The 17,802-nt window shown below is 56.9% G+C and carries 20 protein-coding genes and 1 pseudogene; 9 read left to right on the top strand and 12 right to left on the bottom strand.

The features are described from left to right. Positions 1-31: 31 nt before the first annotated feature. Entirely contained in the window at positions 32-628 is a 597-nt protein-coding gene (locus PU683_RS14625) for a TetR/AcrR family transcriptional regulator (RefSeq protein ID WP_277172673.1), read from the bottom strand. Between the two features lie 120 nt (positions 629-748). Here PU683_RS14625 and PU683_RS14620 point away from each other — a divergent pair, with 120 nt between their 5' ends. The 3 genes from PU683_RS14620 to sodC all read left to right on the top strand — a co-directional run bounded on the left by PU683_RS14620 (position 749) and on the right by sodC (position 2,533). After that, positions 749-988 (top strand): DUF1289 domain-containing protein, encoded by a 240-nt coding sequence (locus PU683_RS14620; RefSeq protein ID WP_277172671.1) that lies wholly within the window; start codon positions 749-751, stop codon positions 986-988. A gap of 48 nt (positions 989-1,036) precedes the next feature. After that, positions 1,037-1,933, top strand: a complete 897-nt coding sequence (locus PU683_RS14615) for an aldo/keto reductase (protein WP_277174298.1) — start codon at positions 1,037-1,039, stop codon at positions 1,931-1,933. Between the two features lie 78 nt (positions 1,934-2,011). Further along, the gene (sodC, locus tag PU683_RS14610) at positions 2,012-2,533 is read left to right on the top strand and encodes a superoxide dismutase [Cu-Zn] SodC (protein WP_277172668.1); all 522 of its coding nucleotides are present in this window, start codon (positions 2,012-2,014) and stop codon (positions 2,531-2,533) included. On the opposite strand, the gene PU683_RS14605 is transcribed toward sodC, so the two are convergent. Genes PU683_RS14605 through PU683_RS14595 form a run of 3 tightly spaced genes read right to left on the bottom strand, consistent with a single transcriptional unit; the run spans position 2,526 to position 5,649 of the window. Next, complete coding sequence (locus tag PU683_RS14605; protein ID WP_277172666.1) at positions 2,526-4,550, bottom strand: FUSC family protein; 2,025 nt, start codon at positions 4,548-4,550, stop codon at positions 2,526-2,528. The two genes, sodC and PU683_RS14605, sit on opposite strands and share 8 nt — an antisense overlap. Beyond that, complete coding sequence (locus tag PU683_RS14600; protein ID WP_277172664.1) at positions 4,547-5,410, bottom strand: efflux RND transporter periplasmic adaptor subunit; 864 nt, start codon at positions 5,408-5,410, stop codon at positions 4,547-4,549. The genes PU683_RS14605 and PU683_RS14600 overlap by 4 nt, the downstream gene beginning before the upstream one ends. Positions 5,411-5,412: 2 nt before the next feature. Continuing rightward, positions 5,413-5,649: a DUF1656 domain-containing protein gene (locus PU683_RS14595; RefSeq protein ID WP_277172662.1), complete on the bottom strand. Its 237-nt coding sequence runs from the start codon at positions 5,647-5,649 to the stop codon at positions 5,413-5,415. Positions 5,650-5,802: 153 nt separating this feature from the next. Here PU683_RS14595 and slyA point away from each other — a divergent pair, with 153 nt between their 5' ends. Beyond that, the gene (slyA, locus tag PU683_RS14590; protein ID WP_277172658.1) at positions 5,803-6,243 is read left to right on the top strand and encodes a transcriptional regulator SlyA; all 441 of its coding nucleotides are present in this window, start codon (positions 5,803-5,805) and stop codon (positions 6,241-6,243) included. Positions 6,244-6,333: 90 nt separating this feature from the next. Here the strand turns inward: slyA and slyB are convergent, their stop codons facing one another. Beyond that, the gene (gene slyB, locus PU683_RS14585) at positions 6,334-6,801 is read right to left on the bottom strand and encodes an outer membrane lipoprotein SlyB (RefSeq protein ID WP_023481629.1); all 468 of its coding nucleotides are present in this window, start codon (positions 6,799-6,801) and stop codon (positions 6,334-6,336) included. Between the two features lie 282 nt (positions 6,802-7,083). Here slyB and anmK point away from each other — a divergent pair, with 282 nt between their 5' ends. From anmK to tyrS, 4 genes are all read left to right on the top strand, one after another. Further along, the gene (anmK, locus tag PU683_RS14580) at positions 7,084-8,208 is read left to right on the top strand and encodes an anhydro-N-acetylmuramic acid kinase (protein WP_277172654.1); all 1,125 of its coding nucleotides are present in this window, start codon (positions 7,084-7,086) and stop codon (positions 8,206-8,208) included. A 91-nt stretch (positions 8,209-8,299) separates the two neighbouring features. Continuing rightward, positions 8,300-8,620 carry a C-type lysozyme inhibitor gene (gene mliC / locus PU683_RS14575; protein WP_124968452.1) on the top strand — a complete coding sequence of 107 codons (321 nt, stop codon included), beginning with the start codon at positions 8,300-8,302 and terminating at the stop codon, positions 8,618-8,620. Positions 8,621-8,676: 56 nt separating this feature from the next. Beyond that, the gene (pdxH, locus tag PU683_RS14570) at positions 8,677-9,333 is read left to right on the top strand and encodes a pyridoxamine 5'-phosphate oxidase (RefSeq protein ID WP_270220808.1); all 657 of its coding nucleotides are present in this window, start codon (positions 8,677-8,679) and stop codon (positions 9,331-9,333) included. A 141-nt stretch (positions 9,334-9,474) separates the two neighbouring features. Next, positions 9,475-10,749, top strand: coding sequence for a tyrosine--tRNA ligase (tyrS, locus tag PU683_RS14565; RefSeq protein ID WP_094420006.1), 1,275 nt, complete (start codon positions 9,475-9,477; stop codon positions 10,747-10,749). 79 nt (positions 10,750-10,828) lie between these two features. Here tyrS and gstA read toward each other — a convergent pair whose 3' ends face one another. Then, a complete protein-coding gene (gstA, locus tag PU683_RS14560; RefSeq protein ID WP_277172648.1) occupies positions 10,829-11,434 on the bottom strand; it encodes a glutathione transferase GstA in 606 nt (201 codons plus the stop codon). A gap of 105 nt (positions 11,435-11,539) precedes the next feature. Next, complete coding sequence (gene dtpA, locus PU683_RS14555) at positions 11,540-13,042, bottom strand: dipeptide/tripeptide permease DtpA (protein WP_277172646.1); 1,503 nt, start codon at positions 13,040-13,042, stop codon at positions 11,540-11,542. Between the two features lie 741 nt (positions 13,043-13,783). On the opposite strand from dtpA, the gene PU683_RS14550 reads away from it, so the two are divergent. Continuing rightward, the gene (locus tag PU683_RS14550) at positions 13,784-14,209 is read left to right on the top strand and encodes a CopD family protein (RefSeq protein WP_277172644.1); all 426 of its coding nucleotides are present in this window, start codon (positions 13,784-13,786) and stop codon (positions 14,207-14,209) included. 4 nt (positions 14,210-14,213) lie between these two features. On the opposite strand, the gene nth is transcribed toward PU683_RS14550, so the two are convergent. The 5 genes and pseudogenes from nth to PU683_RS14525 form a co-directional block, all read right to left on the bottom strand. Further along, positions 14,214-14,846 (bottom strand): endonuclease III, encoded by a 633-nt coding sequence (gene nth / locus PU683_RS14545; RefSeq protein ID WP_277172642.1) that lies wholly within the window; start codon positions 14,844-14,846, stop codon positions 14,214-14,216. Beyond that, a complete protein-coding gene (locus PU683_RS14540) occupies positions 14,846-15,547 on the bottom strand; it encodes an electron transport complex subunit E (RefSeq protein ID WP_076769773.1) in 702 nt (233 codons plus the stop codon). The genes nth and PU683_RS14540 overlap by 1 nt, the downstream gene beginning before the upstream one ends. 3 nt (positions 15,548-15,550) lie before the next feature. Further along, positions 15,551-16,171, bottom strand: coding sequence for an electron transport complex subunit RsxG (gene rsxG, locus PU683_RS14535; RefSeq protein WP_277172639.1), 621 nt, complete (start codon positions 16,169-16,171; stop codon positions 15,551-15,553). A 9-nt stretch (positions 16,172-16,180) separates the two neighbouring features. Further along, on the bottom strand, positions 16,181-17,233 hold the full coding sequence (rsxD, locus tag PU683_RS14530; protein WP_277172637.1) for an electron transport complex subunit RsxD: 1,053 nt from the start codon (positions 17,231-17,233) through the stop codon (positions 16,181-16,183). Next, positions 17,234-17,802: pseudogene (locus tag PU683_RS14525) on the bottom strand (electron transport complex subunit RsxC); the annotation flags it as partial.

Raw genomic sequence — 17,802 nt, 5'->3', positions numbered from 1 at the left:
ACTAGTAAAAAATGAAATAAAAAGCCTGATGTTATTCAGGCCGGGTAATGATCTGCTGCGCATGCGCCAGCGCGCTTTCCAGCGGCAGGGCACTGCGCGAAATTTTTGCCTGCAGGTTAGCACCGAGCCACAGGGCATATAATACCTGTGCCTGAGTGCGGGCTTCGCCTGCAAAGGCGAGACTCTTCTCCTCGCGTCCCTGTTCCAGCGCCTGTGCGAGCAGGGTGATAATGCCACTCGCGCCGCTGTCCATGGCCGTGCGCATATCTTCCGAGAGATCGCACACCTCTGCCGAGAGCTTGACGGTCAGACAGCCGCTGATATTGCCATGCTGGCAAAATTGCTTCAGGGTCTCCTGATAATAGGCCAGCAATCTGTCGCGCGCCGTGCCCGGGCCGCTGGCAAAATGGTTCGCCAGCCGCTGGTGGTAACCGGCGTAGTGGCGCTCAAGCATCGCCACGCCAAACGCCTCTTTCGAGCGAAAGTAGTGGTAGAAGGAGCCTTTTGGCACTTCCGCCGTTTTTAATAATTCGCTTAACCCCATGCCGGTAAAGCCGCGATGCATACAGAGCTGCTCGCCGGTGGCCAGTAAGTGTTCGCGTGTGTCATGTTCAGAATTCTTGCGCATCGACACACTCTAGCGGGCGAACTTTGTGATGGCAATTGGCGAACAATGCGTTTTTAACAGTTGCGCAATATCTCGCTGCGGTCTTGAATGTAGAGAAAGCCTGCATCTATGGAGCGTCCATTGCCTGAACAACTGGAGTTTTTCCCGGTCCAGAGTCCATGTCGCGGCATCTGTCAGACAGATGAACGCGGCTTTTGCCGTGGCTGTATGCGCAGCCGCGATGAGCGCTTTAACTGGCAAGCGATGAGTGACGCGCAAAAGCAGGAGGTGCTGCGCCTCTGCCGCCAGCGCTGGCAGCGTAAATTACGCGCAATGCGTGACCAGCCGCCGGAAGAACCTGATCAACCTTCGCTGTTTTAAGGGCAAAAGTGGGTATACTCGGGGCAAATTACCTTCGAGGAAACCATGATGGTCCAGCGTATTGCCCTTGCGCCGCAAGGTCCTGAGTTCTCACGTTTTGTGATGGGTTACTGGCGTCTGATGGAGTGGAATTTCACGCCGCGCCAGCTGGTGAGTTTTATTGAAGCCCATCTCGATCTTGGCGTCACCACTGTCGATCATGCCGATATCTATGGCGGCTATCAGTGTGAAGCCGCGTTCGGTGAAGCCCTTAAACTTGCTCCGCATCTGCGCGCGCGTATGGAGATGGTCACCAAATGCGGCATCGCCACTACCGCGAAGCCGCAACACGCGATCGGCCATTACATCACCGAACGCGACCATATCATTCACAGCGCCGAGCAGTCGTTGGTGAACCTGGCGACCGACTATCTCGATCTGCTGTTGATCCATCGTCCGGATCCGCTGATGGATGCCGACGAAGTAGCCGAAGCCTTTTTGCAACTGCATCAGAGCGGTAAAGTACGCCACTTCGGCGTCTCTAACTTCACGCCCGCGCAGTTCTCCCTGCTGCAATCGCGCCTGCCGTTTACGCTGGTCACCAATCAGGTGGAGATCTCTCCCGTGCACCAGCCGCTGCTGCTTGATGGCACGCTCGATCAGCTTCAGCAACTGCGCATCCGGCCGATGGCGTGGTCCTGCCTGGGCGGCGGGCGCATCTTCAGCGATGCCGACTGCCAGCCGCTGCGCGACGAGCTGCACCAGGTGGCGAGCGAGCTAAATGCAGAAAACATTGAGCAGGTGATCTATGCCTGGGTGCTGCGTTTACCCTCTGCGCCGCTGCCGATCATCGGCTCCGGCAAAATTGAGCGCGTGCGTTCTTCTCTCGGCGCGATGAAGCTGCAGATGTCCCGCCAGCAGTGGTTCCGCATCCGTAAAGCGGCGCTCGGCTACGACGTGCCGTAAGCTAAATACATGACCTCCCGGTGAAATGTGCCGCTCTGGTTTACACTAACAGAGCGAAAACATTCCAATGGAGGTCATATGAAGCGTTTTAGTCTGGCAATGCTGGCTCTGCTCACCTGTGCGGGGGCGCAGGCCGCCAGTGAAGAAGTGCAGATGAACCTCGTTACCGCGCAGGGCGTCGGGCAGTCCGTCGGTAGCGTGAAGATTAGCGAAACCGATAAAGGGCTGGAGTTCGCGCCCGATCTCAACGCCTTGCCACCCGGTGAGCACGGTTTTCATGTTCATGCCAAAGGCAGCTGCGAACCGGCGATGAAAGAGGGCAAGCCCTCTGCCGCTGAAGCGGCGGGAGGTCATCTCGATCCCCATAACACGGGCAAACATGAAGGGCCGGAAGGGGAAGGGCATTTAGGTGACCTGCCGGTGCTGGTGGTCAATAACGACGGCAAAGCGACCGATGCCGTTGTCGCGCCGCGCCTGAAAAAGCTGGATGAGGTGAAAGGTAAAGCGCTGATGATCCACGTCGGTGGCGATAACATGTCCGATCAGCCGAAACCGCTCGGCGGCGGCGGGGCGCGTTATGCCTGCGGTGTGATTAAGTAACCGGCTCACTAATCGTGCCTGGCGCAGGCGCGTTTTCCAGCTGGGCAAGCGCGCAGTAGAGGCGCCAGATAAGCGAGGCGAGCTCCCGCGCGGCGGGCTGGTGATGTTGGCCCAGCGCCGCGCAAATCCGCGCTAACTCTGCGAGCGTGGCGTTAAGCGATCGCTGCTGCACGCCGCGCTCGCTCATCACACCCCGCAGCAAACCAATCGCACGATTGCGTACCCGGCTTAACGGATCAGAACGCGTCTCCCAGCCGCGTAGCTGCCACACGACATGCGAGCAGTTGAGCAGCACCACGCCCCAGCGCAACAACCAGCGCCGGGCCTGCGCATCCTGGCTGTTACTAAGCTGGCTGATGTGGTGATACACAACCGATTCATAGTGGTGCTCGTCAAGTCTGGGCGCGCTGCTCAACTGGTCAACAAAATGGCGGCGCAGGGCGCGAATATGGCGACGGCTTCTGCGTGCATCCGAACCCGGTCGTAGCACGGCGAAGGCGAGCCAGGCCAGACCCACACCGAGGATTTTTGCCAGATCGTCATTGAGAAAAGCAGCGAAATCAAACACCGGCGGGTTACTCACCGCAATAAACGATCCCATAAAGACAATCAGCTGCCCCCACAACCCGGCGCGCTTTGGCATCTGTAGCTTCAGCAACTGCAGGGTGGTAAGCAGCGGAAAGAGAAACAGCAGAAACATCGCCAGCGCGTTGATCTGCACCATCAGGCCGAACTTCACAACAAAGCTAAACAGCGTCAGCAGCGCAAGGGTGCGTAGCAGCAGGGTTAAAGAGTTAAACGGCGCGGGCGAAACGGAGTAGAGCACGCAGCTGATCGCTGCCAGCGTTAGCGCGGCGGCGCCATGCTCCCACTGCGCGCTAAGACTCCATACCCCAACCAGAATCAGGGCGACAAAGGTTCTCAGCCCGCTCCACAGCGCCTCGGCATTATCGATATCACGCATTAATGCCGGGCTGCGCGGCGGCAGCACAACACCTCCAGGCGAGGCGTTTTCCAGATGGCGCAACCAGCGGCGGCTGGCCAGGTATAAACGGCAGAAGTAGCGCAGCCGCTGCCAGAAAGCATGATGACGATAATCCGCCTCCTGCGCAGGTGCCAGCGGGGAGATGATGCGTGCGACCGTCAGCGCATCGGCGCGCGGGTGGGCTAATTCCGCCAGCAGCTGCTCAAGCACCGGGCGCAGAGCGGCGGGCGCGGCGGGCCAGTTAAGCAGCATTCGTCGCAGGCTTGAGATGACGCTGGTCATGCGCAACTGCTGATGGAGCAGCCAGGTGAGCACCCGGTTTTGACGGCGAAAGCGATAGTGGCTCCAGAATGCCTGGATGCGCAGCAGGTTGGTGGTGAGGATCTGCCCGATCACGCTTTCATGCGCGCTGCGCATAGCGTCGGTGGTCTCAGCCTGCCAGAGCAGACTGGCGTGCTCCAGCAGACGGGCATGCATTGTTCTGAGCGCGGCGAGCAGCGTGGGGCCATCGGCGGTGCCGGGCAGGATCATCATCATCACGCCGCCGCATAGAATACCGAGGATCACTTCGCAGACACGTGCCTGGGCGATATCCCACAGCTCGGTGATTTCAGTGATATTGGTCATCGCAAACGCGATGATGGCGGCAGTGTAGCCAGCGAGTTGGAATGCGTAGGCGACATTATTGCTGAACTGGGCGCAGGCCCAGGTGCAAAAGGCTATCCAGCCCGCCATGGCAAAGAGAAAAAACCACGGATCGTTAAGCGTTTGCCCGGCGATAATCAGTGCGGCGCATGCACCAAGCAGGCTGCCAGCAATGCGTCCAAGGCTTTTGCTGATTACGCCGCCGACGGTAGGAAAACTGACCACCGCCGCAGAGGTCATCGCCCAGTAGGGCTCGTCAAGATTGAGCGCATAGGCAAGCGTCAGCGCCAGGCACATGGCAATGCCATTGCGCAGCGCGTAGCGCCACTGGCCGCCGGTCGCTTTTACCCACGGCAGGTTTTGCCACAGCCGGCTCAGCCTGTTCATGGCTGCTCGCTAATCGTCACGGTGCAGGTAGTGCCGGAGACCAGCGTCACCCCCTGTGGCAGGGCGTCGAACTGAATACGGACCGGCACACGCTGCGCCAGCCGCACCCACGGAACGGTGGGTTTTATATCTGCCACCAGCCCGCTGTCGGTGGCCACACTCTGATCATAGATAGCGCGGCCAATACTGGCTACGTGACCCTGTAACGTTTTATTGCTGCTGTAGAGCACTATCTTCGCTGCGGCACCTTCACGAATGTGCCGCAGCTTGGTCTCTTCGAAATAGCCGACGACATAAAATGAGTGGCTGTCGACCAGCGCGAAAACCGGCTGGCCGGCAGTGGCATAGTTTCCGGTGCGCGCCGAGAGATTGGTCACCCAACCCTCCACCGGCGCGGTGACGCGGGTCTGTGCCAGCTGCCATTTCGCCTGATTAAGTTGCGCGGTTGCCACGGCGACATCGGCCTGCGCGGCTTTGACACCAATATTGGCGGTGTCGAGATCTTCGGCCGAAATGTAGTTATGGGAGAGGTGGCGGCGGCGACTGGCCTCGTTATTCGCTTTCGCAAGCTCGGTCTGCGCCTTTGCCAGTTGCCCTTCAGCATTGACCACTGCAATCTGATAAGGCGTATCATCAAGATGAAACAGCAGATCGCCGGCGTGAACATACTGGTTATCTTTCACCGCCAGTTCGCGAATGCTGCCGGAGACCTGCGGCGTGATGCTCACCTGCTCGGCCCGGACTTTGCCATCGCGCGTCCAGGGCGACTGCATATAGACATGCCACATCCACCAGCCTGCGACCAGCGCAATCGCCACCACCAATAAAGTTGATAAATACTTCAGCGAGTTAAGCCTCATAGTTACCACACCATTAACAGACCGAGCGCGAGGCTCAGTGCTATTACAAAGAGGGAGAGATCCAGCAGCACCGGGTGCCAGATGTCACCCGCGTAAATCCAGTCGCGCAGCAGGCGGTGAACCATCAACCAGAGGAGAAAGCCCAGCAGCACGGCTTTGCAGATCGGCGGGAAATAGACCGAGGCGCCAAAGATAAGATCCTGAAAAGGGATATCGGGAGAACTTGAAGTCAATTTCACGCGTCTGTGTCCTGTTTAAATGAGTGCACCACCGCGTGAAAAACGGTGCGGCACAAGCCCTGGCGAGACGAGCAATATATTTGTTTTACAAATATAAATGCTGCAAACTATTCTAAAATGAGTATAATAACTTAGCAAACTAATTATAAGGAGATGAAATTGGAATCGCCATTAGGTTCTGATCTGGCACGCTTAGTGCGCATCTGGCGCGCTTTGATTGACCATCGCCTGAAACCTCTGGAATTAACGCAGACACACTGGGTGACGCTGCACAATATTCATCAGTTACCGCCCGATCAGTCGCAAATTCAACTGGCAAAAGCGATCGGCATTGAGCAGCCTTCACTGGTGCGCACGCTCGATCAACTGGAAGAGAAGGGGCTGATTTCTCGCCAGACTTGCGCCAGCGATCGGCGGGCAAAACGCATTAAATTGACCGACAAAGCGTCGCCTATCATCGATCAGATGGAGACGGTAATTCGTAAGACCCGGGGTGAGATTTTATCCGGGTTCTCTGCGGAGGAGCTTGATCTGTTAATTAAGATGATTGCCCGGCTGGAGCACAATATCACTGAGCTCCAGGCGCGGGACTGACAGCAAAAAGCCTTGCAATCGCAAGGCTTTTTTTATGCCCGCTGCCGGGCAAGCTTATGCGGCCATCAGCATGACCGCACCTATTGAGGATTAACGCGGGGAAACGGTAATTTCGCGGCCGTTACTCGCCATTACGACGCGCTGACCTGCCACATATTGGGTTTTACCCTGTTTCTGCACCACCATAATGGTGTTGCCGTCATCTTTACGGATTTCCAGCTCCACGCCCTGGGTTTTGTTCATCGCACCCTGAGCGGATTGACCCGCAACGCCACCCGCTACTGCGCCTGCGGCCGTTGCCAGCGAACGACCTGCGCCGCCGCCAATAGTGTTGCCCAGGAATCCACCCAGCACGGCACCGCCCAACGCGCCAATAACATTGCTGTCATCACCGCCCTGAATCTGCACCGGACGAACGTTAACCACGGTGCCGTAAGTGACATTTTGCACCTGTTTGGCTTCGGATGCAGAGTAGACGTCGCCAGAGAGCGAGTCGTTATTCACACACCCGGCCAATGTAAAACCAACCAGCGAAACTGCCAGTGCACGTAACATCATTTATGAATCTCCTGTTCACCATGTAACGCCCTTGCGAGCATCCGTCATGGCTAAATTATATGGCATATTCGCGATGCCACTCGAATCTTCAGCCAATTACCGAAAAAAATGATACACAAAGCGCGATTAACCCGATCTAAACGAAGCGATTATAAGCACACTTTGCGCCATTTTCACTTAAGCACAAGGATGACGATTGTTAAAAAGTGTTTGCTGTCGATGGCGTAAATGGACGCTTTATGGTGGAGTGGAGCCTCTCTGTCATGCAAGAAAGGAAGAGGTATGAAATCAGGTCGCTATATTGGGGTGATGTCGGGAACCAGTCTGGATGGGGTGGATGTGGTGCTGGCTGCCATCGACGACACCATGGTCGCGCAGCAGGCAAGCCTGACCTTTCCCATTCCGCTGCCGCTTAAAGAGGGGATCCTCGGCATCTGCCAGGGGCAGCAACTGACTCTCTCTCAGCTTGGTCGCCTCGATACACAGCTCGGCAAACTCTTTGCAGATGCGGTATTGGCGTTGATGGACAGAGAACAACTCATTGCGCAAGATATTGTGGCGATTGGCTGTCATGGCCAGACTGTCTGGCACGAGCCTACTGGCGCGGCACCCCATACGTTGCAAATTGGCGATAACAACCAGATCGCCGCGCGTACCGGCGTCACCGTTGTCGGCGATTTTCGTCGCCGCGATATGGCGCTCGGCGGGCAGGGCGCGCCGCTGGTGCCTGCCTTTCATCACGCGCTGCTTGCGCATCCGGTTGAGCGGCGGATGGTGCTCAATATTGGCGGTATCGCCAATCTCTCACTGCTGATCCCAGGCCAGCCGGTCAGAGGTTTCGACACCGGGCCGGGGAATATGCTGCTTGATGCGTGGATCTGGCGCAACCAGGGCAAACCTTATGATGAGAACGCGCAGTGGGCGAGCGAAGGGAAGGTCATCCTGCCGCTGCTGCAAAGAATGTTAAGCGATCCCTATTTCGCCGAGCCGGCGCCGAAAAGCACCGGGCGGGAATATTTCAACGCAGGCTGGCTGGAGCGTCATCTTGTTCACTATCCGGGGCTTGCCGCCTGCGACGTGCAGGCCACGCTGGTGGAGCTGACAGCGGTTACCATCTCCGAACAGGTGTTGCTCAGCGGCGGCTGCGAACGTCTGCTGGTGTGCGGTGGCGGTAGCCGCAACCCGCTTTTAATGGCGCGTCTGGCAAGCCAGCTTCCCGGTATCGAAGTGGCTCCAACTGATGATGCCGGGATCAGCGGCGATGATATGGAGGCACTGGCCTTTGCGTGGCTGGCCTGGCGCACACTTGCCGGGTTGCCGGGCAACCTCCCCTCGGTGACCGGTGCGGCCGCACCAACGGTGCTGGGGGCTATCTTCCCGGCAAACCCACGGCAGAATCAGAGTTAACCGCATTTTACTTCAGGGGTACGCCGCTAGACTGACCGGGTTTAAGGAGGGCGCTTCGCTCTCCGTGACCAGGAGCGTCCCGGAGTATCCTATGAAAAAAATCCTTATCATCTGTCTGCCCGCGCTGCTCGCCGGATGCAGTTATTACAACCAGTTCGTCGAGCGCATGCACACCGATACCCTTGCGTATCAGTGTGATGAAAAGCCGCTGACCGTTAAAATCAACCAGACGCGCCAGCAGGCGAGTTTCGTTCTTGATAACCAGCAACTGACCCTGCAGCAGGGGCTCTCCGCCTCCGGCGCGCGTTACACTGACGGCGTGTACGTTTTCTGGTCAAAAGGTGACGGCGCCACCGTCTATAAACGTGACCGCATTGTCTTAAACAACTGTCAGTTAATTCCGCAGCGTTGAGATTTTCACCGGGGGGCGCATAATAGCTCTCCCTGAGGACAACTTTCGCTAACGCCATGACTGATAACGATCAATTGCAGCACATTGCGCACCTGCGCCGTGAGTACACCAAAGGCGGTCTGCGCCGCGCCGACCTTCCCGCCGATCCCTTAACGCTTTTTGAACGCTGGCTTGGTCAGGCGTGCGAAGCGCAGCTCGCTGACCCGACCGCCATGGTGGTCGCCACTGTCGATGAGCAGGGTCAACCTTACCAGCGCATCGTGCTGCTTAAGCACTATGACGAAAAGGGGCTGGTGTTTTACACCAACCTCGGCAGCCGCAAAGCGCAGCACCTGGAACATAACCCGGCCATCAGTCTGCTCTTCCCGTGGCACATGCTGGAGCGCCAGGTCATGGTGACCGGCAAAGCGGAGCGTCTCTCCACGCTTGAAGTGGTGAAATATTTCCACAGTCGCCCACGCGACAGCCAGATTGGCGCATGGGTCTCGAAGCAATCGAGCCGCATCTCCGCGCGCGGTATCCTCGAAAGTAAATTCCTCGAACTGAAACAGAAATTCCAGCAGGGTGAAGTGCCACTGCCCAGTTTCTGGGGCGGGTACCGCATCCCGATTGAGCAGATGGAGTTCTGGCAGGGCGGCGCAAATCGTCTGCACGATCGTTTTTTGTACCAGCGTGAAAATAACGCGTGGAAAATCGACCGTCTGGCACCGTAAAACGCCGAAAATGTTGTGATAAGCGCTGGTGCAACGTAGCCCGGCGCTTTATGCTATCTGCCCCCCTGAAGTATCCTTTCGCATCTGGCGAAAAGTCGTGTACCGGCATAGGTGCAGTCCGTTTTATACATGGAGAATTTGATGGCTAGCAGTAACTTGATTAAACAATTGCAAGAGCGGGGCCTGGTGGCCCAGGTGACGGATGAGGAAGCGTTAGCAGAGCGACTGGCGCAGGGGCCAATCGCGCTCTATTGCGGCTTCGATCCCACCGCTGACAGCTTGCACTTGGGGCATCTGGTTCCATTGTTATGCCTGAAACGCTTCCAGCAGGCGGGTCATAAACCGGTCGCGCTGGTGGGCGGCGCAACGGGGCTTATCGGCGATCCGAGCTTTAAAGCCACCGAGCGTAAACTTAACACCGAAGATACCGTGCAGGAGTGGGTCGACAAGATCCGCAATCAGGTAGCACCGTTCCTCGATTTTGACTGCGGCGAGAACGCGGCTGTTGCGGCCAACAACTACGACTGGTTCGGCAGCATGAACGTGCTGACCTTCCTGCGCGACATTGGTAAGCACTTCTCTGTTAACCAGATGATTAACAAAGAAGCGGTCAAACAGCGTCTGAACCGTGATGATGTCGGCATCTCCTTCACCGAGTTCTCCTACAACCTGCTGCAGGGTTATGACTTTGCCTGCCTTAACGAGCGCTATGGCGTGGCGTTGCAGATTGGCGGCTCCGATCAGTGGGGCAACATTACCTCCGGTATCGATCTGACGCGTCGTCTGCATCAGAACCAGGTCTTTGGCCTGACCGTACCGCTGATCACTAAAGCCGACGGCACCAAGTTTGGTAAAACCGAAGGCGGCGCGGTGTGGCTCGATCCGAAGAAAACCAGCCCGTACAAGTTCTACCAGTTCTGGATCAACACCGCGGATGCCGATGTCTATCGCTTCCTGAAGTTCTTCACCTTTATGGACATCGCCGAGATCAACGCGCTGGAAGAAGAGGATAAGAACAGCGGGAAAGCGCCGCGCGCGCAGTATGTGCTGGCCGAGCAGGTGACGCGTCTGGTTCACGGTGACGAGGGGCTGACCGCGGCGAAACGTATCACCGCAAGCCTGTTCAACGGTACGCTGAGCGATCTCAGCGAAGCTGACTTTGAGCAGCTGGCGCAGGATGGCGTGCCGATGGTCGAGATGGAGAAGGGCGCGGATCTGATGCAGGCCCTTGTTGACTCGGAGCTGCAGCCCTCTCGTGGTCAGGCGCGCAAAACCATCGCCTCAAATGCTGTCACCATTAACGGTGAAAAGCAGGCCGATCCGGAGTATTTCTTCACGGATGCCGACCGTCTGTTTGGTCGCTACACGCTGCTGCGTCGCGGTAAGAAGAACTACTGCCTGGTGTGCTGGAAGTAATTCTCTGGCTCCAGTCGATAAAAAAGGCGGGATTTTCCCGCCTTTTTCTTTGCCCTGCGTTTAGGCAGGCTTCTTTAAATCAGGCAATGCCTTCCGCAGAGAGGGCTGCTGCCACCGCCGGGCGTGCCGCAACGCGCGCCATGTAGGCTTCAATGTTACTCAGACCACTCATATCGAGTTTCACCGCATGCGCCCAGCGCAGCACGGTAAAGAGATAGCCATCGGCAAGGGTGAAGTGCTCACCACTAATCCAGCCGTTAGCGCTCAGGGCGTCGTTAACGTAGTGCAGCTTCTTCTCCAGCTGTGCGCGAACGGTCGGTTTGTACTCTTCCGGCGTATCCGGGCGGAACAGCGGGGTGAAGCCCTTGTGCAGTTCGGTGGCGATATAGTTCAGCCACTCCAGCGCCTTGTAGCGCGGCAGCGTACCGACAGCCGGCAGCAGCTGGCTTTGTGGCGCGTTATCTGCAACGTACTGCATAATGGCAACGCCTTCGGTGACCAGCGTGTTGTCATCCAGCAGCAGCGCGGGAACCTGGCCTTTCGGGTTAATCGCGAAAAAGTCTTCGCCATCTTCCAGACGTTTTTTCATCAGATCGACGCTGATAAGGGTAATCTCTTTCCCGGCTTCGCGCAGCGCGATGTGGGAGGCAAGTGAGCAGGCACCTGGCTTGTAGAACAGTTTCATCGACGTTTCCTTTTATCTAAATTCCGGCATAGAGTAGTACGCCGTTGCATAAAAAAAAAGCCGCTAACTGACGTTAACGGCTTCTCCATTTTTACCCGCCTGCGATTAGGCAGTGGCAGTTTTGGACGCTTCATCCGCGTCGTCACGGCTCTGGGTCATGCGGTTCAGCTTCGGCGCGGTCAGCACCATCAGCACGGCAATCACCGCCGTCGCAATACCAATCTGCAGGAAGACGCTACCGTAGATGTTCAGGGACATCAGCGGGTCGGTGACGTTCTCCGGGATTGCCATCTGGTTAGCCACGTAGCCGGCGATAATATTCGCGCCCGCAGTGGTCAGGAACCAGCTGCCCATAATAAAGCCCATCAGACGCTGCGGCACCAGCTGCGCGACCATCGCCAGGCCAAGGCCGGAGATCATCAGCTCACCAATACTCTGCAGGCCATAGCTCGCGATCAGCCAGCTTACGGAAACAATCCCGGCATCAGAGGCGAACTTGGTACCCAGCGGCAGCACGAGGAACGCGCACGAGCAGAGCACCATCCCGATGGCAAACTTGTGCGGCATTGGCAGGGTATCGCCCATTTTGTTGTAGATAGCGGCAAGAATGGGGCTACCGATAATGATCCAGAACGGGTTCAGCGCCTGGTACTGCTCCGGCTCGAACGCAAGGCCAAACAGGGTATGTTCAACGTTACGGATAGCGAAGAAGTTCAGGGAGGTCGGCATCTGGCTGTAGAGCACGAAGAAGACGATAGCCTGCACCATCAGGATAAAGGCGACGATCATCTTACGGCGCGCCGCGCCACGCAGGGTAAAGGTCTCTTTGGCGAAGATAGCGATAATGCCCAGTGCAATCACGCCCAGCACCATACGCGCGATACCCTGGTTATGCAGCAGCCAGGTGGCGATGGCGATCAGCACCGCGATACCCACAATGGTTGCCAGCAGGTAGCCAATGCGCAGCGGTTCGAAGTCTGGCTTCGAGCCGTAGTTTTTCACCCAGCGTTTGCAGAAAGCAAAGTTAACGATGGTAATCAGCAGGCCGACTACGCTCAGACCAAAGGCGGTACTCCAGCCAAAGCGGGCAGCCAGCCACGGCGTGGCCAACATTGAGAAGAAGGATCCAACGTTCACCGCCATGTAATACATGGTGAATGCGCCGTCGAGACGCGGGTCATCCTTTTCATAGCAGGTTGAGAGCAGCGAAGAGGGGTTGGCTTTAAACAGACCGTTACCGACTGCGATAGCCGCCATGCCCATATAGACAATGCTGGCATCGTGACCAGACCATGCCACCAGTGCATAACCCAGCGCCAGCACAACTGCGCCCAGCAGGATCACACGTTTGGTACCGAGCACTTTGTCGCCCAGCCAGCCGCCGATAGCCACCAGACCATAGACCAGGGCGCTAAAAGAGGAGAAGAGCGTAATGGAGTCTGATTCCGACATTCCCAGTTGCTTAACCAGGTAAACGGCCATAATTCCTTGCAGGCCGTAGTAACCAAAACGTTCCCACAGTTCGATAGAGAAGATGAGATAGAACGCTTTCGGTTGTTTGAAAGCGTTCATACTAACGCTTTCTGTTGGTTTGTTTGCAGTTGACACGTAGACCTCTTTTTTTACATCCCATATTAACGGGGGGTATTCAGCGCGCGACGACCCGTTTGCATCACGCTTTTAGTTATATTGGGAGGAGAAACGGCGGGTAATGTTCACTATCCTGGCCTGCGAGGCAAGTCTTTTGACATATTCTGTTACATAGATCCAGCGCATAACTTTGCTCGGCAAACTGAATTGTTATTCAGAGTTTAATTTTATCATTCTGGTAAAAGTGGATTTTTCTACTGGTTCTTAACATACCTGAGCGGGGTTAAGGGATATGTTCGGCTATTTTTGCGTGCAGGCAGTGCATCGGGCTGGTTTATGAGACATATCTGGTTAGATGTCCCGCCGTGCGAGGAGTGGGGTGGATATCAGGGAGGGCTGCGTTTTAACATTTAGCCCTTTATTAACATTACCTTAGCAATTAAAGCGAACATTGCTCAGCGTTGGATTTTTTTCTTCTAAAAAAAGGTTTTAACTAGCTGAAAGTGTATAAGTGGACGATTATTTGCTCAAACAGCAATTCCACTGCTCAATCATGTTATCGGGAGACTCTTTTGCAGAGTTGTGAGGGGTGTCACAATGAGTTATCTCCTGAAATCAGCCACTTTGTGGCGCCATTTTGCACAGGCGATAGGCTTAACAGAGAAATCATTAACAATTTTTGCCGGATAAGCCGGTTGTTCATGACAGCAGGGTGCCGCAGTGGCAGACTTCTGACTTCATTTTTATGGGAGCAAAGCGATGAATTTTCATCCGTGGATCAACGCAGTACATATTGTCAGCGCGATTATCTGGATTGGCGGCATGCTGATGACAGCCATGGTGGCGCAGTGGAGCCTGCGGCAGAAAGATAAAAGCACCACCCAGATGCTGCTTAATGATGTGCGCAGCTGGAACCGCAGAATGACCAGCCCGGCAATGGTGGTGCTGTGGATAGCCGGGATCGCCATGCTGGTGGCCTACGGGCAGATGCCGCACCTCTGGTTAATCGTCAAGATTGTGTTTGTGGTGCTGTTATCGGGCCTGCATGGCTTTCTCTCTGCCACGCTGCGTCGGCTGGCGAACGGTGAAACCCTGAAGCGCCCAGGCATGCTGAATAACGCTACGCTGCTGCTGGTGCTCTTTACCGTGGTGATTACACTGCTGGCGGTGGTACGTCCCTTCTGAGGCATTACTCGGTCTTGCTGTCGTATTCGCACAAATCTTCAATAATGCAGGAGCCGCAGCGGGGCTTACGGGCGATGCAGGTGTATCGCCCGTGCAAAATAAGCCAGTGATGGCAGTCGACCTTAAACTCCGCTGGCACCACTTTCAGCAGCTTCTCCTCCACCTCTTCGACATTTTTCCCCGGTGCAAAGCGTGTGCGGTTTGAGACACGGAAAATATGGGTATCGACAGCGATGGTCGGCCAGCCAAAAGCGGTATTCAGCACCACATTCGCCGTTTTACGCCCGACGCCCGGCAGGGCTTCCAGCGCGGCCCGATCTTCAGGCACTTCACCGCCATGTTTTTCCAGCAGAATACGGCAGGTCTTAATGACGTTCTCCGCTTTGCTGTTGTAAAGGCCGATGGTTTTGATGTACTGCTTCACGCCATCGACGCCGAGCTCCAGCATCGCCTGCGGCGTATTGGCCACGGGGTAGAGCAGCGCCGTCGCTTTATTTACGCTGACATCCGTCGCCTGGGCTGAAAGCAACACGGCGATCAGCAGTTCAAACGGCGAAGTGAAGTTAAGCTCGGTGGTCGGGTGCGGGTTGTTCTCCCGCAGCCGGGTGAGGATTTCGAGGCGTTTCGCTTTATTCATTATGCCTTCCCGGGCGAAGTCTCTGGCGCGTCGTTGACCTGCGCGGCGGCAGCGGCTTCACGACGTTTTTTCATTTTTTGATCGATTAAATATTTTACTGCCAGCATCATACCGAGCCCGATAAACGCGCCCGGCGGTAGCATCGCCAGCAGGAAAGGGGAGTCCGTATGGAACACTTCGATGCGCAGCCCTTTGGCCCAGCTTCCCAGCAGGCCATCTGCACCGTCAAACAGTGTGCCGTTGCCGAGCATCTCACGCATCGAGCCGAGCACAAACATCGCGCCGGTTGCCCCCATACCAATAGCAAAACCATCCAGCGCCGACAGCGCAGGCCCTTTCTTCGCTGCAAAGGCTTCTGCGCGACCAACCACGATACAGTTGGTGACGATCAGCGGAATAAAGATCCCCAGCGACTGATAGAGACCAAAAGCATAGGCGTTAATCAACATCTGCACGGCGCTCACCACCGAGGCGATAATCATCACGTAGATGGGAATGCGGATCTCAGACGGCGTCCAGCGACGCAGCAGGGAGATAAACAGGTTGGTCAGGGTCAGCACCAGCGTGGTTGCCAGCCCCAGCCCGAGGGCGTTAGTGGCGGTCGATGTTACGGCCAGCAGGGGACACATGCCGAGTAACTGCACCAGCGCGGAGTTGTTTTTCCACAGCCCCTGGACAATGACCTCTTTTACTTCGCTCATCGTTTACTCTCCACACTCTGGCAAACGGGATAGCTGCTCAGGCAGCGTCATGGCGTAAATCCCGGTGCGTTTTACCGCATTCACCACCGCACGCGGGGTGATGGTCGCACCGGTAAACTGATCGAAATCGCCGCCATCTTTCTTCACGGCGAAGTGGCTGTCAGCCGGACCGTCAATTTTCTTTCCGGCAAAGTAGGTGATCCAGTTACTAATGCGCAACTCGATTTTGTCCCCAAGCCCCGGCGTTTCATGGTGTTCGGTAACGCGCACGCCCAGCACCGTGCCGCTAAAATCAGCGCCGACCAGCAGCTGGATCGCACCGGAGTAGCCATCAGGCGCGGTCGATTCAATGACCGCCGCCACCGGTTTATTCTCCTTCTGCGCAATCCACACGCGGTGCGGACCTTTGCCCAGCGCCGGGTCGCTCACCACATAGCAGCTCTCTGCCAGCGCGTTAGTATAGCTCTCGGGCGGCAGCACCTGATCGAAGAGCGCTTTTTGCTGCAACACCGCCTGGTCAGCGATGGTGCTTTTAGTCATCTGGTTTATCGCAGCGGTCAGCCCGGTGGAGCCAGCGGCAAAAAGTGCCAGCGTGACGCCATGTTTACGCATTGTCTCTAGCATGACGGCTCCTTAACGATGCCCATATACGCGCGGGCGCGTGTAGTAATCAATCAGCGGCACGGTGATATTCGCCAGCAGCACCGCAAAGGCCACGCCATCCGGGTAACCACCAAAGCTGCGGATCAGCCACACCAGCAAACCGGCCAGCGCGCCGAAGATGAGACGGCCTTTATTCGTGGTCGAGGCGGTGACCGGGTCCGTAAGAATAAAGAACGCACCAAGCATCGTCGCGCCGGAGAGCAGATGCAGCTGCGGCGCTAAGAAGGTCTGCGGAGCGAAAAGCCATCCAAGGGTGGCGCAGAGGGTCAGCGAGAGCAGGAAGCTGACCGGGATATGCCAGCGAATGGTGTTTTGCGACAGCAAAAAGATCCCGCCCGCCAGATAGCCAAGGTTGACCCACTGCCAGCCTGCGCCTGCCAGCACGCCGCTGTAAATCGGGTACTGCATAATCTGCTCAACGCTATGTCCGGCATGCAGCGAGGTTTTAAAGGTGTCGAGGGGCGTCGCCTGGCTAATGCCATCAACGCCCATGCGCAGCGCATCCATCGTCGCGCCTGACGTGCTGTGGCCGGTGAAGATCACCCCAATGGCATCCAGCAAACCGGGCACCGTGCGCGCAATGTCATGGGGCGGTAACCAGCTGGTCATCTGCACCGGGAAGGAGATAAGCAGCACCACATAGCCGATCATCGCCGGGTTGAAGGGGTTATGACCAAGACCGCCATAGAGCTGCTTGGCGATAATCACCGCAAACAGGGTGCCCAGCACCACCATCCACCATGGCGCAAAAGAGGGGATACTGATGGCGAGCAGCAGGCCGGTCAGCAGAGCCGAGTTATCCGCCAGAATGGGGCTGACGGACTGTTTACGCAATTTCAGCACCAGCGCCTCTGCCAGCAGCGCGCTGACGATGGCGAGGATAAGCTGGATCAACGTTCCCCAGCCGAAAAACCAGAGCTGTGCGGCGATGCCCGGTATCGTCGCCAGCGTGACCAGCAACATAATGCGCGAGGTCTGGCGCTGGTTATGGGTGTAAGGGGAACTTGCGATTCTGAAAACCATTTAATCCTCGTTAACAGCTTGCTGCGCGGCTTTTTTAGCCTGAACTCGGGCAATGGCTGCCGCGACCGCCGCTTTGCGCGGATCGTCATTAGCAGCCAGGGTAAGCGTGGAGGCCTCTTGTGCGGCGGCCTGAGCCTGGGCCTGCTCCGCTTTACGCGCTTTGGCGCGGGCAATCGCCGCCTCAACGGCGGCTTTGCGCGGATCGACCGGTTCAGTGGTTTCCGGCCCGGCAGCAGGGGCGTCTTTCTGCGCCTGCTCCGCTTTACGCGCTTTGGCGCGGGCAATTGCCGCCTCAACGGCGGCTTTGCGCGGATCGACCGGTTCAGTGGTTTCCGGCCCGGCAGCAGGGGCGTCTTTCTGTGCCTGCTCCGCTTTACGCGCTTTGGCGCGGGCAATTGCCGCCTCAACGGCGGCTTTACGCGGGTCAACCGGTTCAGTGGTTTCCGGCCCGGCAGCAGCGGCGTCTTTCTGCGCCTGCTCCGCTTTACGCGTTTTGGCGCGGGCAATTGCCGCCTCAACGGCGGCTTTGCGCGGATCGACCGGTTCAGTGGTTTCCGGCCCGGCAGCAG

This window comes from Candidatus Kosakonia sp. 282A-S69 (assembly GCF_029433855.1).
Classification (GTDB): Bacteria; Pseudomonadota; Gammaproteobacteria; order Enterobacterales; family Enterobacteriaceae; genus Kosakonia; species Kosakonia cowanii_A.
The sequence above is the reverse complement of the archived record's forward strand: the minus strand, read 5'-3'. Positions and strand labels throughout refer to the sequence as shown.